Annotated in this window: 19 protein-coding genes and 3 tRNA genes; 11 read left to right on the top strand and 11 right to left on the bottom strand. The window is 33.2% G+C overall.

Features of this window, described 5'->3' with window-relative positions:
* Window positions 1-2 precede the first annotated feature (2 nt).
* Window positions 3-479, top strand: coding sequence for a peptide-methionine (R)-S-oxide reductase MsrB (gene msrB / locus AABL85_RS10315; protein WP_286414412.1), 477 nt, complete (start codon window positions 3-5; stop codon window positions 477-479).
* A 378-nt stretch (window positions 480-857) separates the two neighbouring features.
* On the opposite strand, the gene AABL85_RS10310 is transcribed toward msrB, so the two are convergent.
* Window positions 858-1,589, bottom strand: coding sequence for a biotin--[acetyl-CoA-carboxylase] ligase (locus tag AABL85_RS10310; protein ID WP_341310026.1), 732 nt, complete (start codon window positions 1,587-1,589; stop codon window positions 858-860).
* Window positions 1,590-1,688: 99 nt separating this feature from the next.
* Here AABL85_RS10310 and rsfS point away from each other — a divergent pair, with 99 nt between their 5' ends.
* The 7 genes from rsfS to AABL85_RS10275 all read left to right on the top strand — a co-directional run bounded on the left by rsfS (window position 1,689) and on the right by AABL85_RS10275 (window position 7,293).
* Window positions 1,689-2,060, top strand: coding sequence for a ribosome silencing factor (gene rsfS / locus AABL85_RS10305; protein ID WP_006258757.1), 372 nt, complete (start codon window positions 1,689-1,691; stop codon window positions 2,058-2,060).
* An 18-nt stretch (window positions 2,061-2,078) separates the two neighbouring features.
* Window positions 2,079-4,043: an ATP-dependent zinc metalloprotease FtsH gene (gene ftsH / locus AABL85_RS10300; protein WP_286414409.1), complete on the top strand. Its 1,965-nt coding sequence runs from the start codon at window positions 2,079-2,081 to the stop codon at window positions 4,041-4,043.
* 114 nt (window positions 4,044-4,157) lie between these two features.
* Window positions 4,158-4,769, top strand: coding sequence for an LUD domain-containing protein (locus AABL85_RS10295; RefSeq protein ID WP_286414407.1), 612 nt, complete (start codon window positions 4,158-4,160; stop codon window positions 4,767-4,769).
* 1 nt (window position 4,770) lies between these two features.
* Window positions 4,771-5,571, top strand: a complete 801-nt coding sequence (locus AABL85_RS10290) for a phosphatidate cytidylyltransferase (RefSeq protein ID WP_286414404.1) — start codon at window positions 4,771-4,773, stop codon at window positions 5,569-5,571.
* 2 nt (window positions 5,572-5,573) lie between these two features.
* Window positions 5,574-6,227, top strand: coding sequence for a phosphatidylserine decarboxylase family protein (locus tag AABL85_RS10285; protein WP_286414403.1), 654 nt, complete (start codon window positions 5,574-5,576; stop codon window positions 6,225-6,227).
* A 3-nt stretch (window positions 6,228-6,230) separates the two neighbouring features.
* On the top strand, window positions 6,231-6,503 hold the full coding sequence (locus AABL85_RS10280; RefSeq protein WP_286414400.1) for an acyl-CoA-binding protein: 273 nt from the start codon (window positions 6,231-6,233) through the stop codon (window positions 6,501-6,503).
* The gene (locus tag AABL85_RS10275; protein ID WP_286414398.1) at window positions 6,490-7,293 is read left to right on the top strand and encodes a superoxide dismutase; all 804 of its coding nucleotides are present in this window, start codon (window positions 6,490-6,492) and stop codon (window positions 7,291-7,293) included. The genes AABL85_RS10280 and AABL85_RS10275 overlap by 14 nt, the downstream gene beginning before the upstream one ends.
* A 60-nt stretch (window positions 7,294-7,353) precedes the next feature.
* Here AABL85_RS10275 and dnaB read toward each other — a convergent pair whose 3' ends face one another.
* The 7 genes from dnaB to AABL85_RS10240 form a co-directional block, all read right to left on the bottom strand.
* Entirely contained in the window at window positions 7,354-8,931 is a 1,578-nt protein-coding gene (dnaB, locus tag AABL85_RS10270; protein WP_286414396.1) for a replicative DNA helicase, read from the bottom strand.
* 135 nt (window positions 8,932-9,066) lie between these two features.
* Window positions 9,067-10,020, bottom strand: a complete 954-nt coding sequence (locus AABL85_RS10265; protein WP_006258766.1) for an acetyl-CoA carboxylase carboxyltransferase subunit alpha — start codon at window positions 10,018-10,020, stop codon at window positions 9,067-9,069.
* Window positions 10,021-10,083: 63 nt separating this feature from the next.
* Window positions 10,084-10,977 (bottom strand): DMT family transporter, encoded by an 894-nt coding sequence (locus tag AABL85_RS10260; RefSeq protein ID WP_341310025.1) that lies wholly within the window; start codon window positions 10,975-10,977, stop codon window positions 10,084-10,086.
* Window positions 10,964-12,037 carry an LptF/LptG family permease gene (locus AABL85_RS10255; RefSeq protein WP_286414392.1) on the bottom strand — a complete coding sequence of 358 codons (1,074 nt, stop codon included), beginning with the start codon at window positions 12,035-12,037 and terminating at the stop codon, window positions 10,964-10,966. The genes AABL85_RS10260 and AABL85_RS10255 overlap by 14 nt, the downstream gene beginning before the upstream one ends.
* A 39-nt stretch (window positions 12,038-12,076) precedes the next feature.
* Complete coding sequence (gene tgt / locus AABL85_RS10250; RefSeq protein ID WP_286414391.1) at window positions 12,077-13,207, bottom strand: tRNA guanosine(34) transglycosylase Tgt; 1,131 nt, start codon at window positions 13,205-13,207, stop codon at window positions 12,077-12,079.
* Window positions 13,208-13,297: 90 nt separating this feature from the next.
* Window positions 13,298-14,311: an iron ABC transporter permease gene (locus AABL85_RS10245; protein ID WP_286436960.1), complete on the bottom strand. Its 1,014-nt coding sequence runs from the start codon at window positions 14,309-14,311 to the stop codon at window positions 13,298-13,300.
* A gap of 2 nt (window positions 14,312-14,313) precedes the next feature.
* Window positions 14,314-15,459, bottom strand: coding sequence for an ABC transporter substrate-binding protein (locus tag AABL85_RS10240; RefSeq protein ID WP_341310024.1), 1,146 nt, complete (start codon window positions 15,457-15,459; stop codon window positions 14,314-14,316).
* A gap of 168 nt (window positions 15,460-15,627) precedes the next feature.
* Here AABL85_RS10240 and AABL85_RS10235 point away from each other — a divergent pair, with 168 nt between their 5' ends.
* Window positions 15,628-15,864, top strand: a complete 237-nt coding sequence (locus AABL85_RS10235) for a hypothetical protein (protein WP_341310023.1) — start codon at window positions 15,628-15,630, stop codon at window positions 15,862-15,864.
* Window positions 15,861-16,379 carry a DUF4252 domain-containing protein gene (locus AABL85_RS10230; RefSeq protein ID WP_341310022.1) on the top strand — a complete coding sequence of 173 codons (519 nt, stop codon included), beginning with the start codon at window positions 15,861-15,863 and terminating at the stop codon, window positions 16,377-16,379. Before AABL85_RS10235 ends, AABL85_RS10230 begins: the two co-directional genes overlap by 4 nt.
* A 53-nt stretch (window positions 16,380-16,432) precedes the next feature.
* Here AABL85_RS10230 and AABL85_RS10225 read toward each other — a convergent pair.
* A tRNA-Lys gene (locus AABL85_RS10225) sits at window positions 16,433-16,505 on the bottom strand.
* A 467-nt stretch (window positions 16,506-16,972) separates the two neighbouring features.
* On the opposite strand from AABL85_RS10225, the gene AABL85_RS10220 reads away from it, so the two are divergent.
* The gene (locus tag AABL85_RS10220; RefSeq protein ID WP_006258775.1) at window positions 16,973-17,131 is read left to right on the top strand and encodes a hypothetical protein; all 159 of its coding nucleotides are present in this window, start codon (window positions 16,973-16,975) and stop codon (window positions 17,129-17,131) included.
* A gap of 69 nt (window positions 17,132-17,200) precedes the next feature.
* Here AABL85_RS10220 and AABL85_RS10215 read toward each other — a convergent pair.
* Together AABL85_RS10215 and AABL85_RS10210 are read right to left on the bottom strand one after the other, a co-directional pair.
* Window positions 17,201-17,282 (bottom strand) — tRNA-Leu (locus AABL85_RS10215).
* A 92-nt stretch (window positions 17,283-17,374) separates the two neighbouring features.
* Window positions 17,375-17,447, bottom strand: a tRNA-Lys gene (locus AABL85_RS10210).
* Between the last annotated feature and the right edge of the window lie 84 nt (window positions 17,448-17,531).

Raw genomic sequence — 17,531 nt, 5'->3', positions numbered from 1 at the left:
CAATGAAAACAGTTGTATTCAGTTGTATCATTCTAAGTATATTAGCCTGTAAAGATGCAAACTATCAAAAGATACCAAAAATGAAAAAAGATAAAACAACAACCGAGCAAGAATGGCAACAAGCCTTAACTCCTGCTGAGTACTATGTACTAAGAGAGAAAGGAACAGAACGTCCATTCACTGGAGAATACAACGACTTTAACGAACAAGGAACGTATCACTGTGCAGGATGTGGACAGCTATTATTTAACTCCGATACTAAATTTGATGCACATTGTGGTTGGCCTTCATTTGATAAAGCGATAGAAGGTTCTGTTAACTATATAGAAGATCTGTCACATGGAATGAAGAGAGTTGAAGTGACTTGTTCTAACTGTGATGGGCATCTAGGGCATATCTTCCCAGACGGGCCTGCCGAGACTACAGGTATGAGATACTGTATGAACTCCATCTCATTAAAATTCAAAAAACAAGAATAAATATAGATAAAGAGAATAATGGTTTCATTATTCTCTTTCTTGTTTGTTTCCTTCCTATTTTAGTTCACTCATGTTACTATCTAGTAGCAAATGAGTCCGTAGTAAGTCCGCTATGAGTCAGTACTCACTCCGTTAAAATGTAGAATATAACGCAGTCATCACCTACTTATCAGACTATCACTAAATACACTTCCCGTATAAGTTTAAAACAAGACACAAACATAAGAGCCATAAAGTAATATACAAACAACTAGTCCTGAGATATTGCCTATCCATACAGTTTAGCTAGTTCTTACTACTTTGTAGCCATATAGAGAGTGGTCATATACTTTCTGACAGTACTGACACGAAGCAGGAGCACTGCCTACTCTTTATTGATTAGTATAATAACTTTACTTGTTTGATATCAAATAGTGCTATACTATCATCTTCTTTTTTCACTCGTAGTAATCCATTTTTTGTCACTCCTAGTATAATCCCCATAAAGCGAACACCGCTAGGTAGTTCAAAAACACTAGGAATATTAATACGATATAAGTTACGATGATACTCTTCCCATATAAATGAGCTACCTAAAGTGACATACTTCTGACAGTACTCTTTCAGTGAAGCCAATATAGCATGCATTATTTCATCTTTATTCACTTTTTTACCGCATAATTTGAATAAAGAGGTCGCTTGAGGTAATTGATCGAAGTTTTCTTGGTTAGCATTTATACCTATTCCTACTACTGACAGTGTTTCTCCTGAAGCTTTGATAATATTTTCAATCAAAATGCCACCTATCTTCTTATTATATGACAATATGTCGTTTGGCCATTTTATGCTAAATGGCAGATTATATAACTTTTTAATCCCTGAATAAACGCTTAATACAACAAGAACATTTAAATCAAAAACATGCTCAGGAGTCTCTAACAGATCCTTCACTAACACACTAAATGTAAGGCTAGTACCTACTTCTCCTGTCCATACACTACCTCTTTGTCCTTTTCCCTGAAATTGATTTTCAGTTACAACAACAGTAAAGTTTTCAAGATTGGAATGCGTTAATATTTCCTTCAAATAAGTATTCGTTGACCCTATGGCATCGAGTTTGATAATATTCATGTAAAATAATTATAGACTAATCTGATCGATTTCATTATATTTGAATCCAAAATTAGCAAACATTACATTTAAACTAGAATAAAATAAGACAAAAAATAAATGGCAGACAAAAATATTAATAACGACGAATTGATTGCAAACATTGTAAAAGGGATAGAATCAGTTAAAGGTGAAAACATTACAATAATCGATTTAAGAGAAATAGACAACACTCCTTGCGATTACTTTATCATAGCTGATGGTAACTCTAACACTCAAGTTAATGCCATTTCAGGTTCTGTACAAAAATTAGTCTCTAAAGAATTACGTGATAAACCTTGGCACGTAGAAGGTGAAGATAATGCAGAATGGATTTTAATGGACTATGTAAACGTTGTTGTACACGTGTTCCAAAAACACATTCGTGAATTTTACAACATTGAAAGCTTATGGGGAGACGCTAAAATCACTACTATTGACAGCCAGTATTAACCACTAAACCAAAATTTCATGTCGGAAAATATGAAACCTAACCAAAATAAATCAAGATTTAATCCATGGGTATTATATGGTAGTATCTTGGTGATTATCTTGGTGATAAATTTCCTTACTAATGGGAGCAGCTTTGGAAACTCAAGACAATTGGGGCTTTCTAAGCTATATGAATATGTAGATAAAGGATATGTAGAAAGAATTGACTTTAGCCGTTCTGTAGCTAAAGTTTATTTAACACCAGAAGCTCAAAAGAGCAAAGAGTTTGAAGATCTAAACAAAAACAATATACTTGGAAGAGAAAATGCAGGACCTCAATTCTTAACTGACATTGGAGATTCTAAATTGTTTCAAGAAAAACTAGACAAAGCTACTACTGAAGGAAAAATTAAAGAATATAAATCTGAACCTGAAAGTAACTGGGGAGATATCCTAATTAGCTTCTTACCTATCATCATCATCATCGGATTCTGGTTATTCATGATGAGAAGAATGACTGGTGGCGGAGGAGCTGGTGGCGGAGGTCAAATCTTCTCTATCGGAAAATCTAAAGCAAAATTATTTGACGAGAAAAACGACATTAAAGTTAGCTTTAAAGATGTAGCTGGATTAGAGGGTGCGAAAGAAGAAATCGTTGAAATCGTTGAATTCTTAAAGAACCCTGAAAAATATACTTCTATCGGAGGTAAGATACCTAAAGGAGCACTATTAGTAGGACCTCCTGGTACAGGTAAGACTTTATTAGCAAAAGCTGTTGCTGGTGAGGCGCAAGTTCCATTCTTCTCTCTTTCGGGATCTGATTTCGTAGAGATGTTCGTAGGAGTAGGTGCTTCTCGTGTAAGAGACTTATTTAAACAAGCTAAAGAGAAATCTCCAGCCATTATCTTTATTGATGAGATCGATGCTGTAGGACGCGCTCGTGGTAAGAGTAACTTCTCTGGATCTAACGACGAAAGAGAAAACACATTAAACCAATTACTAACAGAGATGGATGGTTTTGGTTCTAATACTAACGTTATCGTATTAGCAGCTACTAACCGCGCTGAGATTTTAGATAAAGCACTACTTAGAGCTGGACGTTTTGACAGACAGATCTATGTAGACTTACCAGACGTTAAAGAGCGTGAAGCTATCTTTAAAGTACACTTGCGCAATATTAAAAAAGTTGACAACTTAGATATCGACTTCTTATCTAAACAAACACCAGGTTTCTCTGGAGCAGATATTGCTAACGTATGTAACGAAGCTGCATTAACAGCTGCTCGTAAAGATAAAAAAGAAGTAGATATGCAAGACTTCTTAGACGCTGTAGATAGAATCATCGGAGGTCTAGAGAAGAAAAACAAAATCATCTCTCCTGAAGAGAAATATGCTATCGCTATACATGAGGCAGGTCACGCTACAGTAAGCTGGATGTGTGAGCACGCTTCTCCACTAGTGAAAGTAACCATCGTTCCGAGAGGACAGAGCTTAGGAGCTGCATGGTATCTACCTACAGAAAGACAAATCGTGAGAACAGAACAAATGTTAGACGAAATGTGTGCTACTATGGGAGGACGTGCTGCTGAAAAGATTATCTTCGACAAGATATCTACTGGAGCATTAAGCGACTTAGAGAAAGTAACTAAACAAGCTAAAGCTATGGTTACAATCTACGGTCTGAACGAAAAATTAGGTAATATCACTTATTATGATTCGTCTGGACAAAGTGAATACAGCTTCGCTAAACCATATTCAGAAGAAACTGCTCGTGTAATAGACCAAGAGATATCTACTCTAATAGAAGGTCAATACGAAAGAGCTATTTCTATCTTGTCAGAAAACAGAGATAAGCTAGTACAACTAGCAGATTTGCTTTGTGAAAAAGAAGTAATTTTCAAACAAGATTTAGAAAACATCTTTGGTCCAAGGCCTTTTGATAAAGAAGGAGCAGTAGAAGTAAATCTAACTACTGAAACAAAAACTGAAGATAACATAGAATAATAGAGACTCAACCTCTATAAACATTAAAAATCTTAACCTAAAGGCAACTTTAAGTTAAGATTTTTTTTATCTTTGAATACTTAATCAATTTATTTCATCGGAGTTTATTTTAATATGAGTTTTTTCAAGAAGTTATTAAAAGTATTTCAACCTTCTGACCCAGTAGAGGAAAACCCTGCTGTGCATAAAAGTCAATACTTACCTGAAGAAAAACTTCCTGTGGATGAACTTTTTACTTTAAACTTTAAAGAGAATGGAGGCAAGTTCTTATACTGCGAAACATTAGATGAATTAAATGAATCTTTTATCAATATTCTCGTAGAGAATGATTGGTTTGAAACAGAAGCCCAAACGTATGAAAGTCCTCTGTACTCTATGCTACAAGAGAACAATATAAAATATGGCGAAGTAAAGAACCCTACTTTCTTTTTCTCTGGGTGTGAAAACTTAATAGCTGAAGATGGTTCTATTCTTTTTTGTGATAAACAAATTAAGAATAATAAAGCTCATGATTTACCAGATAATATTGTAGTCCTAGCTAAGACTAGTCAAATGACTAGAACAAAAAGTGATGGCTTAAGAGAAATCAAAAGAAAATATGGTAGTGCGCTACCTAGTAACATTACAACATTTAATTGCTTCAAACAGTCTACCAATGAAAGCGATTTTTTAAGTTATGGTAGAACTCCCAAGAATTTGTATTTATTACTTTTAGAAGATCTATAATATGTCAGAAACTGTTACTCGAGCAATATCAGGCGTTGTATACATTGCGCTTTTGATTGGAGCAACATTGTACTCACCTACTAGCTTTGAAATTCTTTTCGGAGCATTTATGTTCATTGCATCCTATGAATTTGCAAAACTAATCAAGCTACCAAAATCATTAGCTATGATTATCTCTCTTATGGCCTCTGCATGTCTAGCATGGAATAGAGATATATTACCTATTAATGCGATAGCAATATTCTCAGCAGTAGTACTGCTTGCATTACTAGCTGAATTATTTACTACAAAAAAACCTAATAGATCATTTCCTATCAAAATGATTATATTCTTAGGTTATGTAATATCATCATTTGTTACACTTCAATATTTGCCATTTGTCAAAGATGGTAATCAACCAATATATGTACCACAAATAATTATTGGTATTTTAATAATGATTTGGACTAATGATACTTTTGCTTATATCACAGGAAAGAAATTTGGTAAAAATAAGTTATTCGAAAGAATATCACCTAAGAAAACAATAGAAGGTTTTCTAGGAGGAATGTTGTTTACAATTATTGCAGGAACGATCTTAAGTCAATATTTTGACTTTTTTAATATTGTAATTTGGATAAGTAGTGCTATTTTTGTCAGCATTTTTGGAACGATTGGAGATTTAGTAGAATCTCATTTCAAAAGGGAGGCTGGCGTAAAGGACAGCGGTTCTATCATGCCTGGGCATGGTGGAATTCTAGATCGATTAGATAGTGTTATATTTGTAGCACCATTTTTGTATTTAATATATCAAATTTTATAACTATGTTTCACAAAGAAGGAACTAAAATCATTTTCTTTTCATTAGTAATAGCTGCTGTATTAGTAGTTTTAGCTGATGTGTTATGCGCTAGTATTCCATGGCTAAGAGTAGTCCTGCAATCTATAGTATTAATCTTTTTACTTCTAATATTACAATTCTTTAGAAACCCTGACAGAACTGTAACAGCTGATGATAATAAAATCTTAGCACCAGTAGATGGTAAAGTTGTTGTTATAGAAGAGGTATATGAACCAGAATACTTTAAAGACAAAAGATTAATGGTATCTGTATTTATGTCCCCTATCAACGTACACGTAACACGCTACGCACTAAGTGGGCTTATCAAATATAGTCAATATCATGCAGGTAAATACCTAGTAGCATGGCATCCAAAAGCTAGTGAAGAAAACGAACGTACTACAGTGGTAGTTGAGAATCCAGTTTTTGGAGAAGTTATGTACAGACAGATTGCTGGAGCATTAGCTAAACGTATCGTTAACTATGCTAAACCAGGTATGCAAGTAGTACAAGGTACTGATGCTGGATTTATTAAATTCGGTTCAAGAGTAGACCTATATTTACCATTAGGCACAAAAGTTGATGTGGTATTAAATCAAAAAGCAATTGGTAATAAAACTGTTATTGCGCACAAGTAAATAATGAGCAATTTAGATTTAGATTTTACAGAAGCATACGAGCGAATTTCAAGAGAGGCTAAGAACCTTCCTCCTGATGTCATGTTGCGTATCTATGCTTTCTACAAACAAGCTACAAATGGACTGAGCCACCAAGATTTCGAAGATATGTCTAGTGATCTTAAACGTGCTTTTAAATTTAATGCTTGGACACAAGTAAGTCATTTAACAATAGAAGAAGCTAAGTTAGAATATATCAAACTAGCAAAAGAAATATTAAGTAATGAAAAAGCTTAAGGTAACTTTAATCATCATAATCGCTCTGAACAGTCTCCTACTTACATCTTGTAATAATAAGGAAGAACTAACAGAAGTACAGATTCCAGAAAGAGAGTCTTTTATTACTAAAAGTTCTAACTTTCCAGATCCTAATACTATAAAAACTAAACAAGGCCCTTTTGAAATGCAAGGTATTGGTTATAGTTTTAGTGATTATGTTGATATACTAAAGCCAGAAAGTGTTTATATACATTATGATAAATACCACCTTAGCTATACGAATAAATTAAATACATCAGTACACGGTACTCAATTTGAAAGAGATAGTATATCAGGACTAGTTTCCAAGATTGACAACAATTATCCTAAGCTCAAAAATCTTTCAGGAGCATATTACAATCATAATATCTATTGGCGCTCTATATCTCCCTTAGAAGAAAAAGCTCCTAATGAGAGTCTTAAAAATGCTATAACAGAATCTTTTGGTTCTATGGCAGAGTTTAAGAAAGAATTTATAGCTCAAGGAAATGCTTTAATTGGTTCAGGTTGGTTATGGTTAGTACAGGTAAATGGAACACTACAAGTTGTCACAACTGTAAATAACGAATCTCCTATGATGCCTGAAGTAGCCAAAGGAAGTCCTCTTTTAGGAATAGATTTATGGGAACATGCCTATTATCCTACTTATGAAGAAGATATTACAGCCTATTTAGAAATGTGTTTTAAGCATTTAAATTGGGACTATGCTAATAAGCTTTATAGACCTAAGGTTATTACAGTAAATCCTGTTACACAAGTTCAACAATAAGACTTCTTATATACAAAAAAACGCCTACTTTATAAAGTAGGCGTTTTTTTGTATATATAGTTAAAAAGGAACATCATCATCATTCTGATAGCCTCCTTGGTAACCACCTTGATTAGGAGCAGAACCAAATACAGAATCACCAGATGGTAAATTCCCAACAAAATTCTGTCTATAGTCTCCTCCCTCTTGATCATTCATTGCTGAAGAGAATGTATTACCAAATCCAATAACATCATCATCTAAATTATCAAATTTACCGAATTGTCCTAAGAATTTTAAGCGAATGTTATCTAGTCCACCATTTCTATGTTTTGCAACAATAAATTCTGCTTGTCCAGCTGTAGGACTTCTTTCCTCATCATCCCATTCTTCAATCTTATAGTACTCTGGACGATAGATAAACGATACAATATCCGCATCTTGCTCAATCGCTCCAGACTCCCTTAAATCGGATAATAAAGGCCTTTTAGAAGCACCACGTGTCTCCACAGCACGAGATAACTGTGATAAAGCAATAACAGGTACATCTAACTCTTTTGCTAATGCCTTAAGCGTTCTTGAGATAGTAGAAATCTCTTGCTCACGGTTTCCTCCCCCCTTAGAATTCCCTCCAGCTGTCATCAACTGCAAGTAATCAATAATAATTAATTTTATTCCGTGTTGAGAAGCTAAACGACGAGCTTTAGCACGTAAGTCAAAAATAGATAAAGACGGAGTATCATCTATATATAGAGGAGCGCGCTCTAAGTCTTTTACTTTTACGTTTAGTTGTTCCCACTCGTGTGTTTCTAATTTACCAGTACGCAATTTCTCCGAAGACAATCCTGTCTCAGAAGAAATAAGACGTGTAATCAACTGTACAGAAGACATCTCCAATGAGAAAACTGCAACACCTGCACCAGTCTCAATAGCGATATTTCTAGCCATCGATAATACAAAAGCTGTTTTTCCCATACCTGGACGAGCTGCTATAATAATCAAGTCACTTGGTTGCCATCCTGAAGTAAGTTCATCTAGCTTATGGAAACCTGTTGCTAATCCACTTAGTCCTTCTTTAGTACTGATTTCCTCAATTCTCTTCTTTGCTTGTGCCACTAAAGACTGAGCTGTCTCCGAACTTTTCTTTATATTTCCTTGAGTTACCTCATATAATCTAGATTCAGCTTTATCTAATAAGTCAAATACATCACTTGTCTCATCATAAGCATCTTCAATTATTTCATTCGAAATACGAATCAAACTACGTTGAATGAATTTCTGTAAAATAATACGTGAATGGAATTCAATATGTGCAGAAGAAGTAATCTTTTGTGTAAGACTAACCAAATAGTAATCACCTCCCACTTGATCTAATTTACCATTTTTACGCAATTGCGTAGATACAGTTAATAAATCTATCGGTTGATTACTCACGAATAATTGATCGATTGCTTCAAAAATATGTTTGTGAGCATCTTTATAGAAAGCATCAGGTTGTAATATATCAATAACCTCATCAATACCTTTCTTATCAATCATCATGGCTCCCAACACAGCCTCTTCTAAATCAATAGCCTGTGGTGGAAGTTTTCCTTTCTCTAAAGACACGACTTCTCTAGAAAAAGATTGCTTTGGTCTAAATTCTTTTGCTTGTTCCATAATGCGAAATTAATTCTTTTTGATGATAACTCAATTCTAATTTATACAATTAGCTTGTTAATAAGATAACTAATAATTAGTGAAAAAAAAATCCGAGAAAGACTCTCGGATTTTAATATTACTATATAGTCAGAACTAGTCTTTATACTCACCCATTTCGAAATATTTCTCCATGCGTTTTTCTATTAACTTATCTGTTGATAACTTAGCTAAACTACTATATGTATCTACAATATACTTCTTAACAGTAGCGAAAGTTTCTTCTCTGTTAGTATGTGCTCCTCCCAGTGGTTCTGGAATGATATCATCTACTAATTTGTTCTTCTTCATATCATAAGAAGTCAACTTAAGAGCATCTGCCGCTCTTTCTTTATATTCCCAACTTCTCCATAAAATAGAAGAACATGATTCAGGTGAAATTACAGAATACCAAGTATTTTCTAACATTGTTACTTTATCACCAACACCAATACCTAAGGCTCCTCCTGAAGCTCCTTCACCTACAATAATACAAATAATAGGTACTTTAATACGGAACATTTCATAGATATTACGAGCAATAGCTTCACCTTGTCCTCGTTCTTCTGCTTCTAAACCAGGATATGCACCTGGAGTATCGATCAAAGTAACAATAGGAATATTAAACTTCTCTGCCATTTGCATTAAACGTAAAGCCTTTCTATATCCTTCTGGATTAGCCATACCGAAGTTTCTATACTGTCTAGTCTTAGTATTATACCCCTTTTGTTGGCCAACGAACATAAAACTTTGATCACCAATCTTACCAAGACCACCTACCATTGCTTTGTCGTCTTTTACATTTCTATCACCAAAAAGCTCTAGAAAAGTATCTCCACATAAAGCCTTAATATAATCTAATGTATAAGGTCTATTAGGGTGTCTAGACAATTGAACTCTCTGCCAAGCAGTCAAGTTTTTGTATATATTCTTCTTAGTTTCTTCTAATTTCTTCTCAATTTGCTTACAAGTTGCTGATACATCAACATCGGATTCTTCACCGATCAAAGCACATTTATTCAGCTGTTCTTCAAGCTCTTTAATTGGAAGTTCAAAATCTAAATATTCCATTTATGATTAAGTTTTAGTTTCAATTACGAATGACAAAGATAAAACAATACTCGGATAGATAAGCTATCTAGTACTAAGTTTTCTCTTTTTTCTATTTTTAACAATACCATTTAGTACTACTGTACTCAAAATCAACAAGGCTCCTATATAAAACTCTAACGTCATTTTTTCGCTATCTTTAAAGATAGCCACAGCTAATAAAATACCATAAACTGGCTCTAAGTTAATCGTCAGCATCACAGTAAAAGGCGTTAAATAGCGCATTATATATACAGAGCCTAAAAAAGCAAATGCAGTACATACTGTACCTAAAAGTAAAAGCCACATCCAATCATTTAGACTAACCTCAAAAAAATCTATAGTAAAACCTCCCGTAATCAATAATACTACAGAAAGGACTATAAGCCCACCCAACATTTCATAAAATGTAATAACTGGAGCTGCTGTATGCACAATTAGTTTACTATTAATAATAGAAAACAAAGCTGACAAACAGGCTGCGATTAGCCCTAACAATATCCCCTCTACATACTCTCCACTTACACTAAATATTAAAGTCAAAGCACATATTACTATAAAGCCAAAAAAGACTTCATAGCTTACTACCCTTCTCTTTAAAATTAATGGTTCTAAAATAGAAGCAAAAAATGCTCCAGTGGATAAACAAGCTAATGTAATCGAAATATTAGACACCTTTATGGCTAAAAAGAAAGTTAGCCAATGTAGAGCGATAACCACTCCAGCTCCTAGAAATTGTATAATACGGTGTTTAGGGGCTTTTATAGTTTGTTTTGTGAATGCATAAAACACTAACAAAGTAATCACTGCTATTAAAATGCGGTACCATACTAATGGTAGAGCTTCTAGAGATATTAATTGTCCTAGAATAGCTGTGAATCCCCATATAAAAACAATTAAATGGAGATATATTTGACTTTTTATATTATCTGCGAGCATTTCGAAGTAAAAATATTGCTAGAATACCAAAAACAACATTAGGCAACCATACTGCCACTAAAGGTGGAATACTAGATGCTTCTGCCAATGTACCGAATATCTTATCAAAGAATACATAAATAAAAGCTAAAGCAATCCCTATGGCTAAGTTCATCCCCATTCCTCCTCTCCTCTTCATTGAAGAAACAGATACAGCAATAATGGTTAAAATAAATGCCGATACAGGTACACTGTACTTTTTATACAAAACAACTAAATAAACATTGATATTAGAAGAACCCCTCATTTGTTCTTTTTCTATAAAACGCTTTAGAGGTCCAAGTTGCATCGTTTCTGCCGCATACACTACAGGAGTAAGATCATCTATATCAAAATCAAGCTTCATTTCCTTCTCTTCAGCTCTTTCAAAACGATCTTCGGTTTCTCCTATCTCCCTATTAAAGTAAGCAAATAAAGTATACGTTTCTGTATCAGGATTCCATACAATACGATTAGCTGTCGTTTTTGAAATCATCTTATTTCCATCAAATACTTCTAATGAAAAGTTATAACCGGTCTTGCTATTATAGTTAAAATTACTTACATAAATAAACTCAGTAGGACTAATTTGTCGATATACATTTTGACTCTCCCGTACCTCAGCACTCTTCATATATTTATAACGAAAATCATTATACCCTTGACTAGCTTTAGGTACAATAAAAACAGACATTACTAAAGCGAAAATAGAAATGAAAGTAGCGCCGATAATATAAGGGCGTAAAAAACGAGTAAAGGAAATTCCCGAACTAAGTATTGCTACAATCTCTGTATTATTAGCTAACTTAGAAGTAAACCAGATAATAGAAATGAATAACAATATAGGAAACAACATATTAGCAAAATAGATTGTAAAGTCCAGATAGTACATTAATACCGCTGGTAAAGGTACCTTATTTGCTAATATCTTGTTTATTTTTTCAGAAACATCAATTATGATTCCTATAGGCACAAAAAGCAATAATAACACAAAGAACGTTACTAAGTATCTTTTGAGTATATACCAATCTAATATTTTCATATAAGTATAATTTGATGCTTCTTTATCTTTTTGATTAAACTATAAACGGTTATCCATTTGTTTCACCATCTTATTTTTCCACTCTGTAAAAGTACCAGCTAAAATCTGACGACGCGCTTCACGTACTAACCATAAATAGAATCCTAAGTTATGTATAGTTGCAATTTGTTTACCTAATGATTCATTAGCCGCAAACAAGTGACGTAAATAAGCTTTTGAATAAGCTGTATCTACCCATGTATATCCATTCTCATCAATAGGAGAAAAATCATCTTCCCATTTCTTATTCTTCATATTCATAGATCCATGAGCTGTGAATAACATACCATTACGAGCATTACGCGTAGGCATTACACAGTCAAACATATCTACACCTAAAGCAATATTCTCTAAGATATTAATTGGAGTACCCACCCCCATTAAATAACGAGGTTTATCTTGTGGTAGAATATTCGTTACCAACTCTGTCATTGCATACATTTCTTCTGCTGGTTCACCTACTGACAATCCTCCAATAGCATTACCATCAGCACCAATATTAGCTATATACTCTGCAGACTGCTCACGTAAATCTTTAAAAGTACTTCCTTGTACAATTGGAAATAAAGTTTGAGAATATCCATACATTTCTGGTACTTTAGCTAAATGGTCTACACATCTATCTAACCATCGATGTGTACGATGCATAGATCTCTTAGCATATCTATAATCACATGGATAAGGAGTACACTCATCAAATGCCATAATAATATCAGCTCCAATAGTACGTTGAATCTCCATTACACTCTCTGGTGAAAAGAAGTGATAAGATCCATCTATATGAGACTTGAACTTAACTCCTTCTTCTTTAATCTTTCTATTAGATGATAGTGAATATACTTGGAATCCTCCACTATCTGTTAAGATATTACGATCCCAATTCATAAACTTATGTAACCCACCTGCTTGCTTAAGAATCTCCATTTTAGGTCTTAAATAAAGATGATAAGTATTACCTAAGATAATGTCAGGATTAATCTCTTCTGATAATTCACGTTGGTGAACTCCTTTTACTGAAGCTACAGTTCCAACTGGCATAAAAATAGGTGTCTCAATAACACCATGATCAAGCGTAATCTTCCCAGCACGTGCACGAGAATTTACGTCTGTATGTAATAAATCGAACTTCATAATTATTGTTTACAACTCGCAAAGATAAAGCAAAACTATGGATGCTTTTAATTTTTAATATTTTTTTCTATTATACACTCAAACGAGCTCTTAATGAACTTTTTTCCTTAAAATAAGCCATATTACAATAGGTGCCCCAAATATAGAAGTGACAGCATTAATAGGTAACAAAAATTGCTCTCCTCTTATTTGAGTCAACATATCACATATCAACATCAAAATTCCTCCTAGTAATGCTGTACTAATAAGTAAATAACGATGTCCACTCACTTTCAATATAAGCCTTGCTATATGTGGCACTGCTAATCCTATAAAAGCAATAGGTCCAACTAATGCAGTTGAAATCCCTGCCAGAAGACTAGTGACCAAAATAATTATATTACGCGCCTTCTTAACATTAATTCCCATAGAAGAAGCATAATTATCGCCTAGTAGCATAGCATCTAAAGCTCTAATAAGTAACATACTCCCTAATACTCCTATTCCAACAACAATAGCAAAAAGTGTAATGCTTTCCCAACTCAAATTACCTAAACTTCCCAATGACCAAAAAGCGAAACGCTTTAACTGCTCTGCAGAACTAAAATAAGTCAATATACCTACTATCGCATTAGCAAAGCTTCCAAACATAAGGCCGACAATAAGAACTGTAACTGTATTTCGGACAGAATTAGAAACTAATAATACCAAAAACAGCAATCCTAAACTTCCTAAAATAGATACTAGGGCAATACCATAAGTAGAAGTAAAAATGGAAACAATAGTTGTTGGCAAAAAAGACACACCTAAGATCAATATAGCTACACCTAAACTTGCTCCAGAACTAATTCCTAGCACATAACTTTCTGCCATAGGGTTTCGAAACAGCGTTTGCATAAGTAATCCACTTATAGAAAGAGCTATTCCTACTAACACAGCTACAATCGCTTTAGGTAATCTATAATTAAGAATAATATATCGCCATGTCTCTTTTACCTCTTCCTCTCCAAATAATACACTTACCACTTTATTAAATGGAATATGTATACTACCTATGGATATGTTCAGAATAAACAGAGTTAACAAGACTACTATTAAACCTATGACACCTATTTTTTTACTCATAGCTACTTTAGTTGTTCAAAAAATACAGGTTGATAATTAGGTATAGAAATCTCAGGATGTAAAATATAAATCAAGTCTTTCAATACTAAATCAGGACGAGTTGGCCCTAACTCATAGAATAGACTTCCCCCTGTCTCTCCTTTCCTCGGAGAGAACGAAAATACATTCTTATTTTTAAAAGCATTAAACTTAGCATAATGTGGATTCGCCTCTATTAATTGTTGAAGACTTTCGTATTGAGCAGGGTTAATCCAGAAAGAAGCATCTATAGCTTTATCTAACACCACCTCTAAAGACAAAGATAAGCTACCTGTACCTTCCGTTTCCTTCCATAAATAATCAGACTTAGCATCCTTAAAATATATAGCCATCCAACTTTGTCCTTGAGGAGTATACCACACATCCTGATACATAGCACCGCTCATCACAGTAGGAATATTTTTAGCATCTTTTACTAAAGCTTGTGCTTCCTTATAATCTTCAACTATTTTATCAAAAAAAACAGCAGCTTCTTTTTCTTTATCATATAAAGCACCAAATAACTTAATCCATTCGGCTTTACCTAAAGGCGTCTGTTCTACCCAATCACCATTATACAATACAGGTATTCCACTTTTTTCAATTAATTGTAAAGCTTGATTAGACCCATCCATTGCAAATGCAACAATAACTGAAGGATTTAAATCTAACAACATCTCTGTATTTAATTGTTCATTTTGGCCTAGTTCTTTAATGTGATTATCAGTTATTAATTTTCTTATAGAAGGAGAAGATATATAATTTAGCCCAGGAAACCCCCTCAACGTTTCTTCTTCTTCTAATACAACTAATGAAGGTATATGGGTAGTAGAAGTAACAACTATAGACTGCACAGGTACTTTAAGACTAGGAAGTGTTTTTAATGAATCAGGTATAACCTCTCTTCCCTCCTTATATAACACATATTTAAATTTTTTATCAGCACCTACCCATGCTTGTTTTACATTTATCACAGAATATTGGTCATACTTTTCTATAGTAAATCCCTTTGCATATTCTATTGTACTAGACTTAACATCTGAAGTTATTACTGTATTACTCTCTTTTTTACAAGATACAAATAAAGTAACCACTAAGAATAACATAGAATAAATCTTCCTGTCTCTCATAATTATATAATTGGTTTAAGTACAAAAATAGAACATTATTAAACATTAAAAATATAAAATGACTACTTCGTTATTAGGTTAATCCAATACGATTTTCTAAAACTACTTAGGAATTATTCAAAAACTTATTTACATTTATATTATGTTTGTACATATAGTTCAATATAAATGAAAAAAAAGACATCTATTAAAAACCTACTTTTCTTTGGAACACTAGTATTAGGAGCTATAATCGCTTTTATATACTTCCCTGCCAAAACTGACACTAATTCTACTTTAAAACAAAATGAGTATGGAACATTTACTAATCCAGAAGTGGCTTATAAAGAATGTCAAAAATTACTAATTCAACTTTCTAATGATCTGAATAAAGGGATCCCTACTAACAAAACAAAGCAACCATGAAACATATAGTAAAAACAATATTAATCTTTTTATTTACATTTAGTACTATTAACACCTTTGCTCAAGATGTATTTCAAGTATTTGAAAAAAACAAACAAGTAAATGCAGTAGTTGTAAATCAAAAGATGTTCGAGATGATGGCTAACGTAAAGGTAGAACCTACTAGCCAAGAAGAAAAAGCATATTTAAATCTAATCAAGAAATTAACTTCATTAAGAGTATTTAATACAACTTCAGCTTCTTTAAAAGAAGAAATGAAAACTGCAGTATCGAAACATGTTTCTTCTGCTTCTTTAAAAGAATACTCTAATAATAAAGATAATGGTAGTAATATCACGATATATATAAATCAAAATGGTTCTGCTAACAACATAAGTAACCTTCTTCTTTTCAACGAAAATAGTAAAGAGAACATAGTAATGATTTTAACAGGACAGTTTTCATTAAATGAGATATCGTCTTTAACATCTAAAATGAATTTACCTATCGGAGATTCCTTAAACAAAATAAAGTAATATAAGAATATAAGACAAAAAAAAGCAGAGATTATAATCTCTGCTTTTTTTTGTGACCCGACTGGGGCTCGAACCCAGGACCCCAACATTAAAAGTGTTGTGCTCTACCAACTGAGCTATCGAGTCATTGATAAACCGTTTGTTTCTCAATTGCTATGCAAAGGTAGTCCTTTTTTTATACCTCACAAATTACAAACTAACCTTTTTTCCTAGACTTATCAAGGGATAGACGTAAAATACAGTAAATGAATTAATAGCATTTTAAAAAAAATTACAAACTTTTTAATTAAACTACATTACTACTGTTTTTTTTAAGAATAATGGTTAATCTGAATAAGCTTTCCAACTACACGAAGAGATACCATTTTTAAACATTTTCTATTTTTAGACCATAAACATTCAATTTAATTTATCATATATTATTTAACAAAGAGCGTACATTTTTAGTACACAAGGAGTTATCCTTCCAAACCTTGATATAACCTCGTTTTCACCTCATCAAATAACTCACATATAAATAAGATGACAATTATCATTTTAAATGTTAAAAATATTCTATACTTTAGTGTTAAAATAACAAAAATAAACAGATTATGACTTTACAAAACCTACCTCTTTACAACTTCAACAACGGTACCTTCATGATTATTATCTTTGGATTAGTCTGTGTAGGTCTAGTTGTGGCTTTATTTTTACTAATGGGGCCTTCTAAGAAAAATGATGAGAATAGTGATGAGACAAATCAACAGTAAAAAAAAAGCTACTTAATTGAATTAAGTAGCTTTTTTTTAAAAGGTCTCTACAGCACTTCTATTCTTAAGTGACCATGATGGGATTCGAACCCATACGTCTTGCGACACCACCCCCTCAAGATGGCGAGTCTACCAATTCCTCCACATGGCCTTAAACGAATACTATTACTTACACCTTACTAAAGGTAAATAAAATTAATATTCAAAAAACAAAAAAAGCTACTCTTATTAGAATAGCTTTAGTGACCCGACTGGGGCTCGAACCCAGGACCCCAACATTAAAAGTGTTGTGCTCTACCAACTGAGCTATCGAGTCCGATATCGTTTTTGAAATAGATTTTTTATTTTAGTGACCCGACTGGGGCTCGAACCCAGGACCCCAACATTAAAAGTGTTGTGC

Source organism: Myroides odoratimimus, from assembly GCF_038039805.1.
GTDB classification, from domain to species: domain Bacteria; phylum Bacteroidota; class Bacteroidia; order Flavobacteriales; family Flavobacteriaceae; genus Flavobacterium; species Flavobacterium odoratimimum_B.
The sequence above is the reverse complement of the archived record's forward strand: the minus strand, read 5'-3'. Positions and strand labels throughout refer to the sequence as shown.

What these genes read in the sequence shown, in the direction of transcription:
- tgt (WP_286414391.1), bottom strand. Translation starts at nt 13,207, where the DNA reads ATGAAGTTCGATTTATTACATACAGACGTAAATTCTCGTGCACGTGCT.
- msrB (WP_286414412.1), top strand. Translation starts at nt 3, where the DNA reads ATGAAAACAGTTGTATTCAGTTGTATCATTCTAAGTATATTAGCCTGT.
- AABL85_RS10235 (WP_341310023.1), top strand. Translation starts at nt 15,628, where the DNA reads ATGAAAAAAAAGACATCTATTAAAAACCTACTTTTCTTTGGAACACTA.
- rsfS (WP_006258757.1), top strand. Translation starts at nt 1,689, where the DNA reads ATGGCAGACAAAAATATTAATAACGACGAATTGATTGCAAACATTGTA.
- AABL85_RS10295 (WP_286414407.1), top strand. Translation starts at nt 4,158, where the DNA reads ATGAGTTTTTTCAAGAAGTTATTAAAAGTATTTCAACCTTCTGACCCA.
- AABL85_RS10245 (WP_286436960.1), bottom strand. Translation starts at nt 14,311, where the DNA reads ATGAGTAAAAAAATAGGTGTCATAGGTTTAATAGTAGTCTTGTTAACT.
- AABL85_RS10230 (WP_341310022.1), top strand. Translation starts at nt 15,861, where the DNA reads ATGAAACATATAGTAAAAACAATATTAATCTTTTTATTTACATTTAGT.
- AABL85_RS10285 (WP_286414403.1), top strand. Translation starts at nt 5,574, where the DNA reads ATGTTTCACAAAGAAGGAACTAAAATCATTTTCTTTTCATTAGTAATA.
- AABL85_RS10310 (WP_341310026.1), bottom strand. Translation starts at nt 1,589, where the DNA reads ATGAATATTATCAAACTCGATGCCATAGGGTCAACGAATACTTATTTG.
- AABL85_RS10220 (WP_006258775.1), top strand. Translation starts at nt 16,973, where the DNA reads ATGACTTTACAAAACCTACCTCTTTACAACTTCAACAACGGTACCTTC.
- AABL85_RS10265 (WP_006258766.1), bottom strand. Translation starts at nt 10,020, where the DNA reads ATGGAATATTTAGATTTTGAACTTCCAATTAAAGAGCTTGAAGAACAG.
- AABL85_RS10240 (WP_341310024.1), bottom strand. Translation starts at nt 15,459, where the DNA reads ATGAGAGACAGGAAGATTTATTCTATGTTATTCTTAGTGGTTACTTTA.
- AABL85_RS10290 (WP_286414404.1), top strand. Translation starts at nt 4,771, where the DNA reads ATGTCAGAAACTGTTACTCGAGCAATATCAGGCGTTGTATACATTGCG.
- dnaB (WP_286414396.1), bottom strand. Translation starts at nt 8,931, where the DNA reads ATGGAACAAGCAAAAGAATTTAGACCAAAGCAATCTTTTTCTAGAGAA.
- AABL85_RS10260 (WP_341310025.1), bottom strand. Translation starts at nt 10,977, where the DNA reads ATGCTCGCAGATAATATAAAAAGTCAAATATATCTCCATTTAATTGTT.
- AABL85_RS10280 (WP_286414400.1), top strand. Translation starts at nt 6,231, where the DNA reads ATGAGCAATTTAGATTTAGATTTTACAGAAGCATACGAGCGAATTTCA.
- ftsH (WP_286414409.1), top strand. Translation starts at nt 2,079, where the DNA reads ATGTCGGAAAATATGAAACCTAACCAAAATAAATCAAGATTTAATCCA.
- AABL85_RS10275 (WP_286414398.1), top strand. Translation starts at nt 6,490, where the DNA reads ATGAAAAAGCTTAAGGTAACTTTAATCATCATAATCGCTCTGAACAGT.
- AABL85_RS10255 (WP_286414392.1), bottom strand. Translation starts at nt 12,037, where the DNA reads ATGAAAATATTAGATTGGTATATACTCAAAAGATACTTAGTAACGTTC.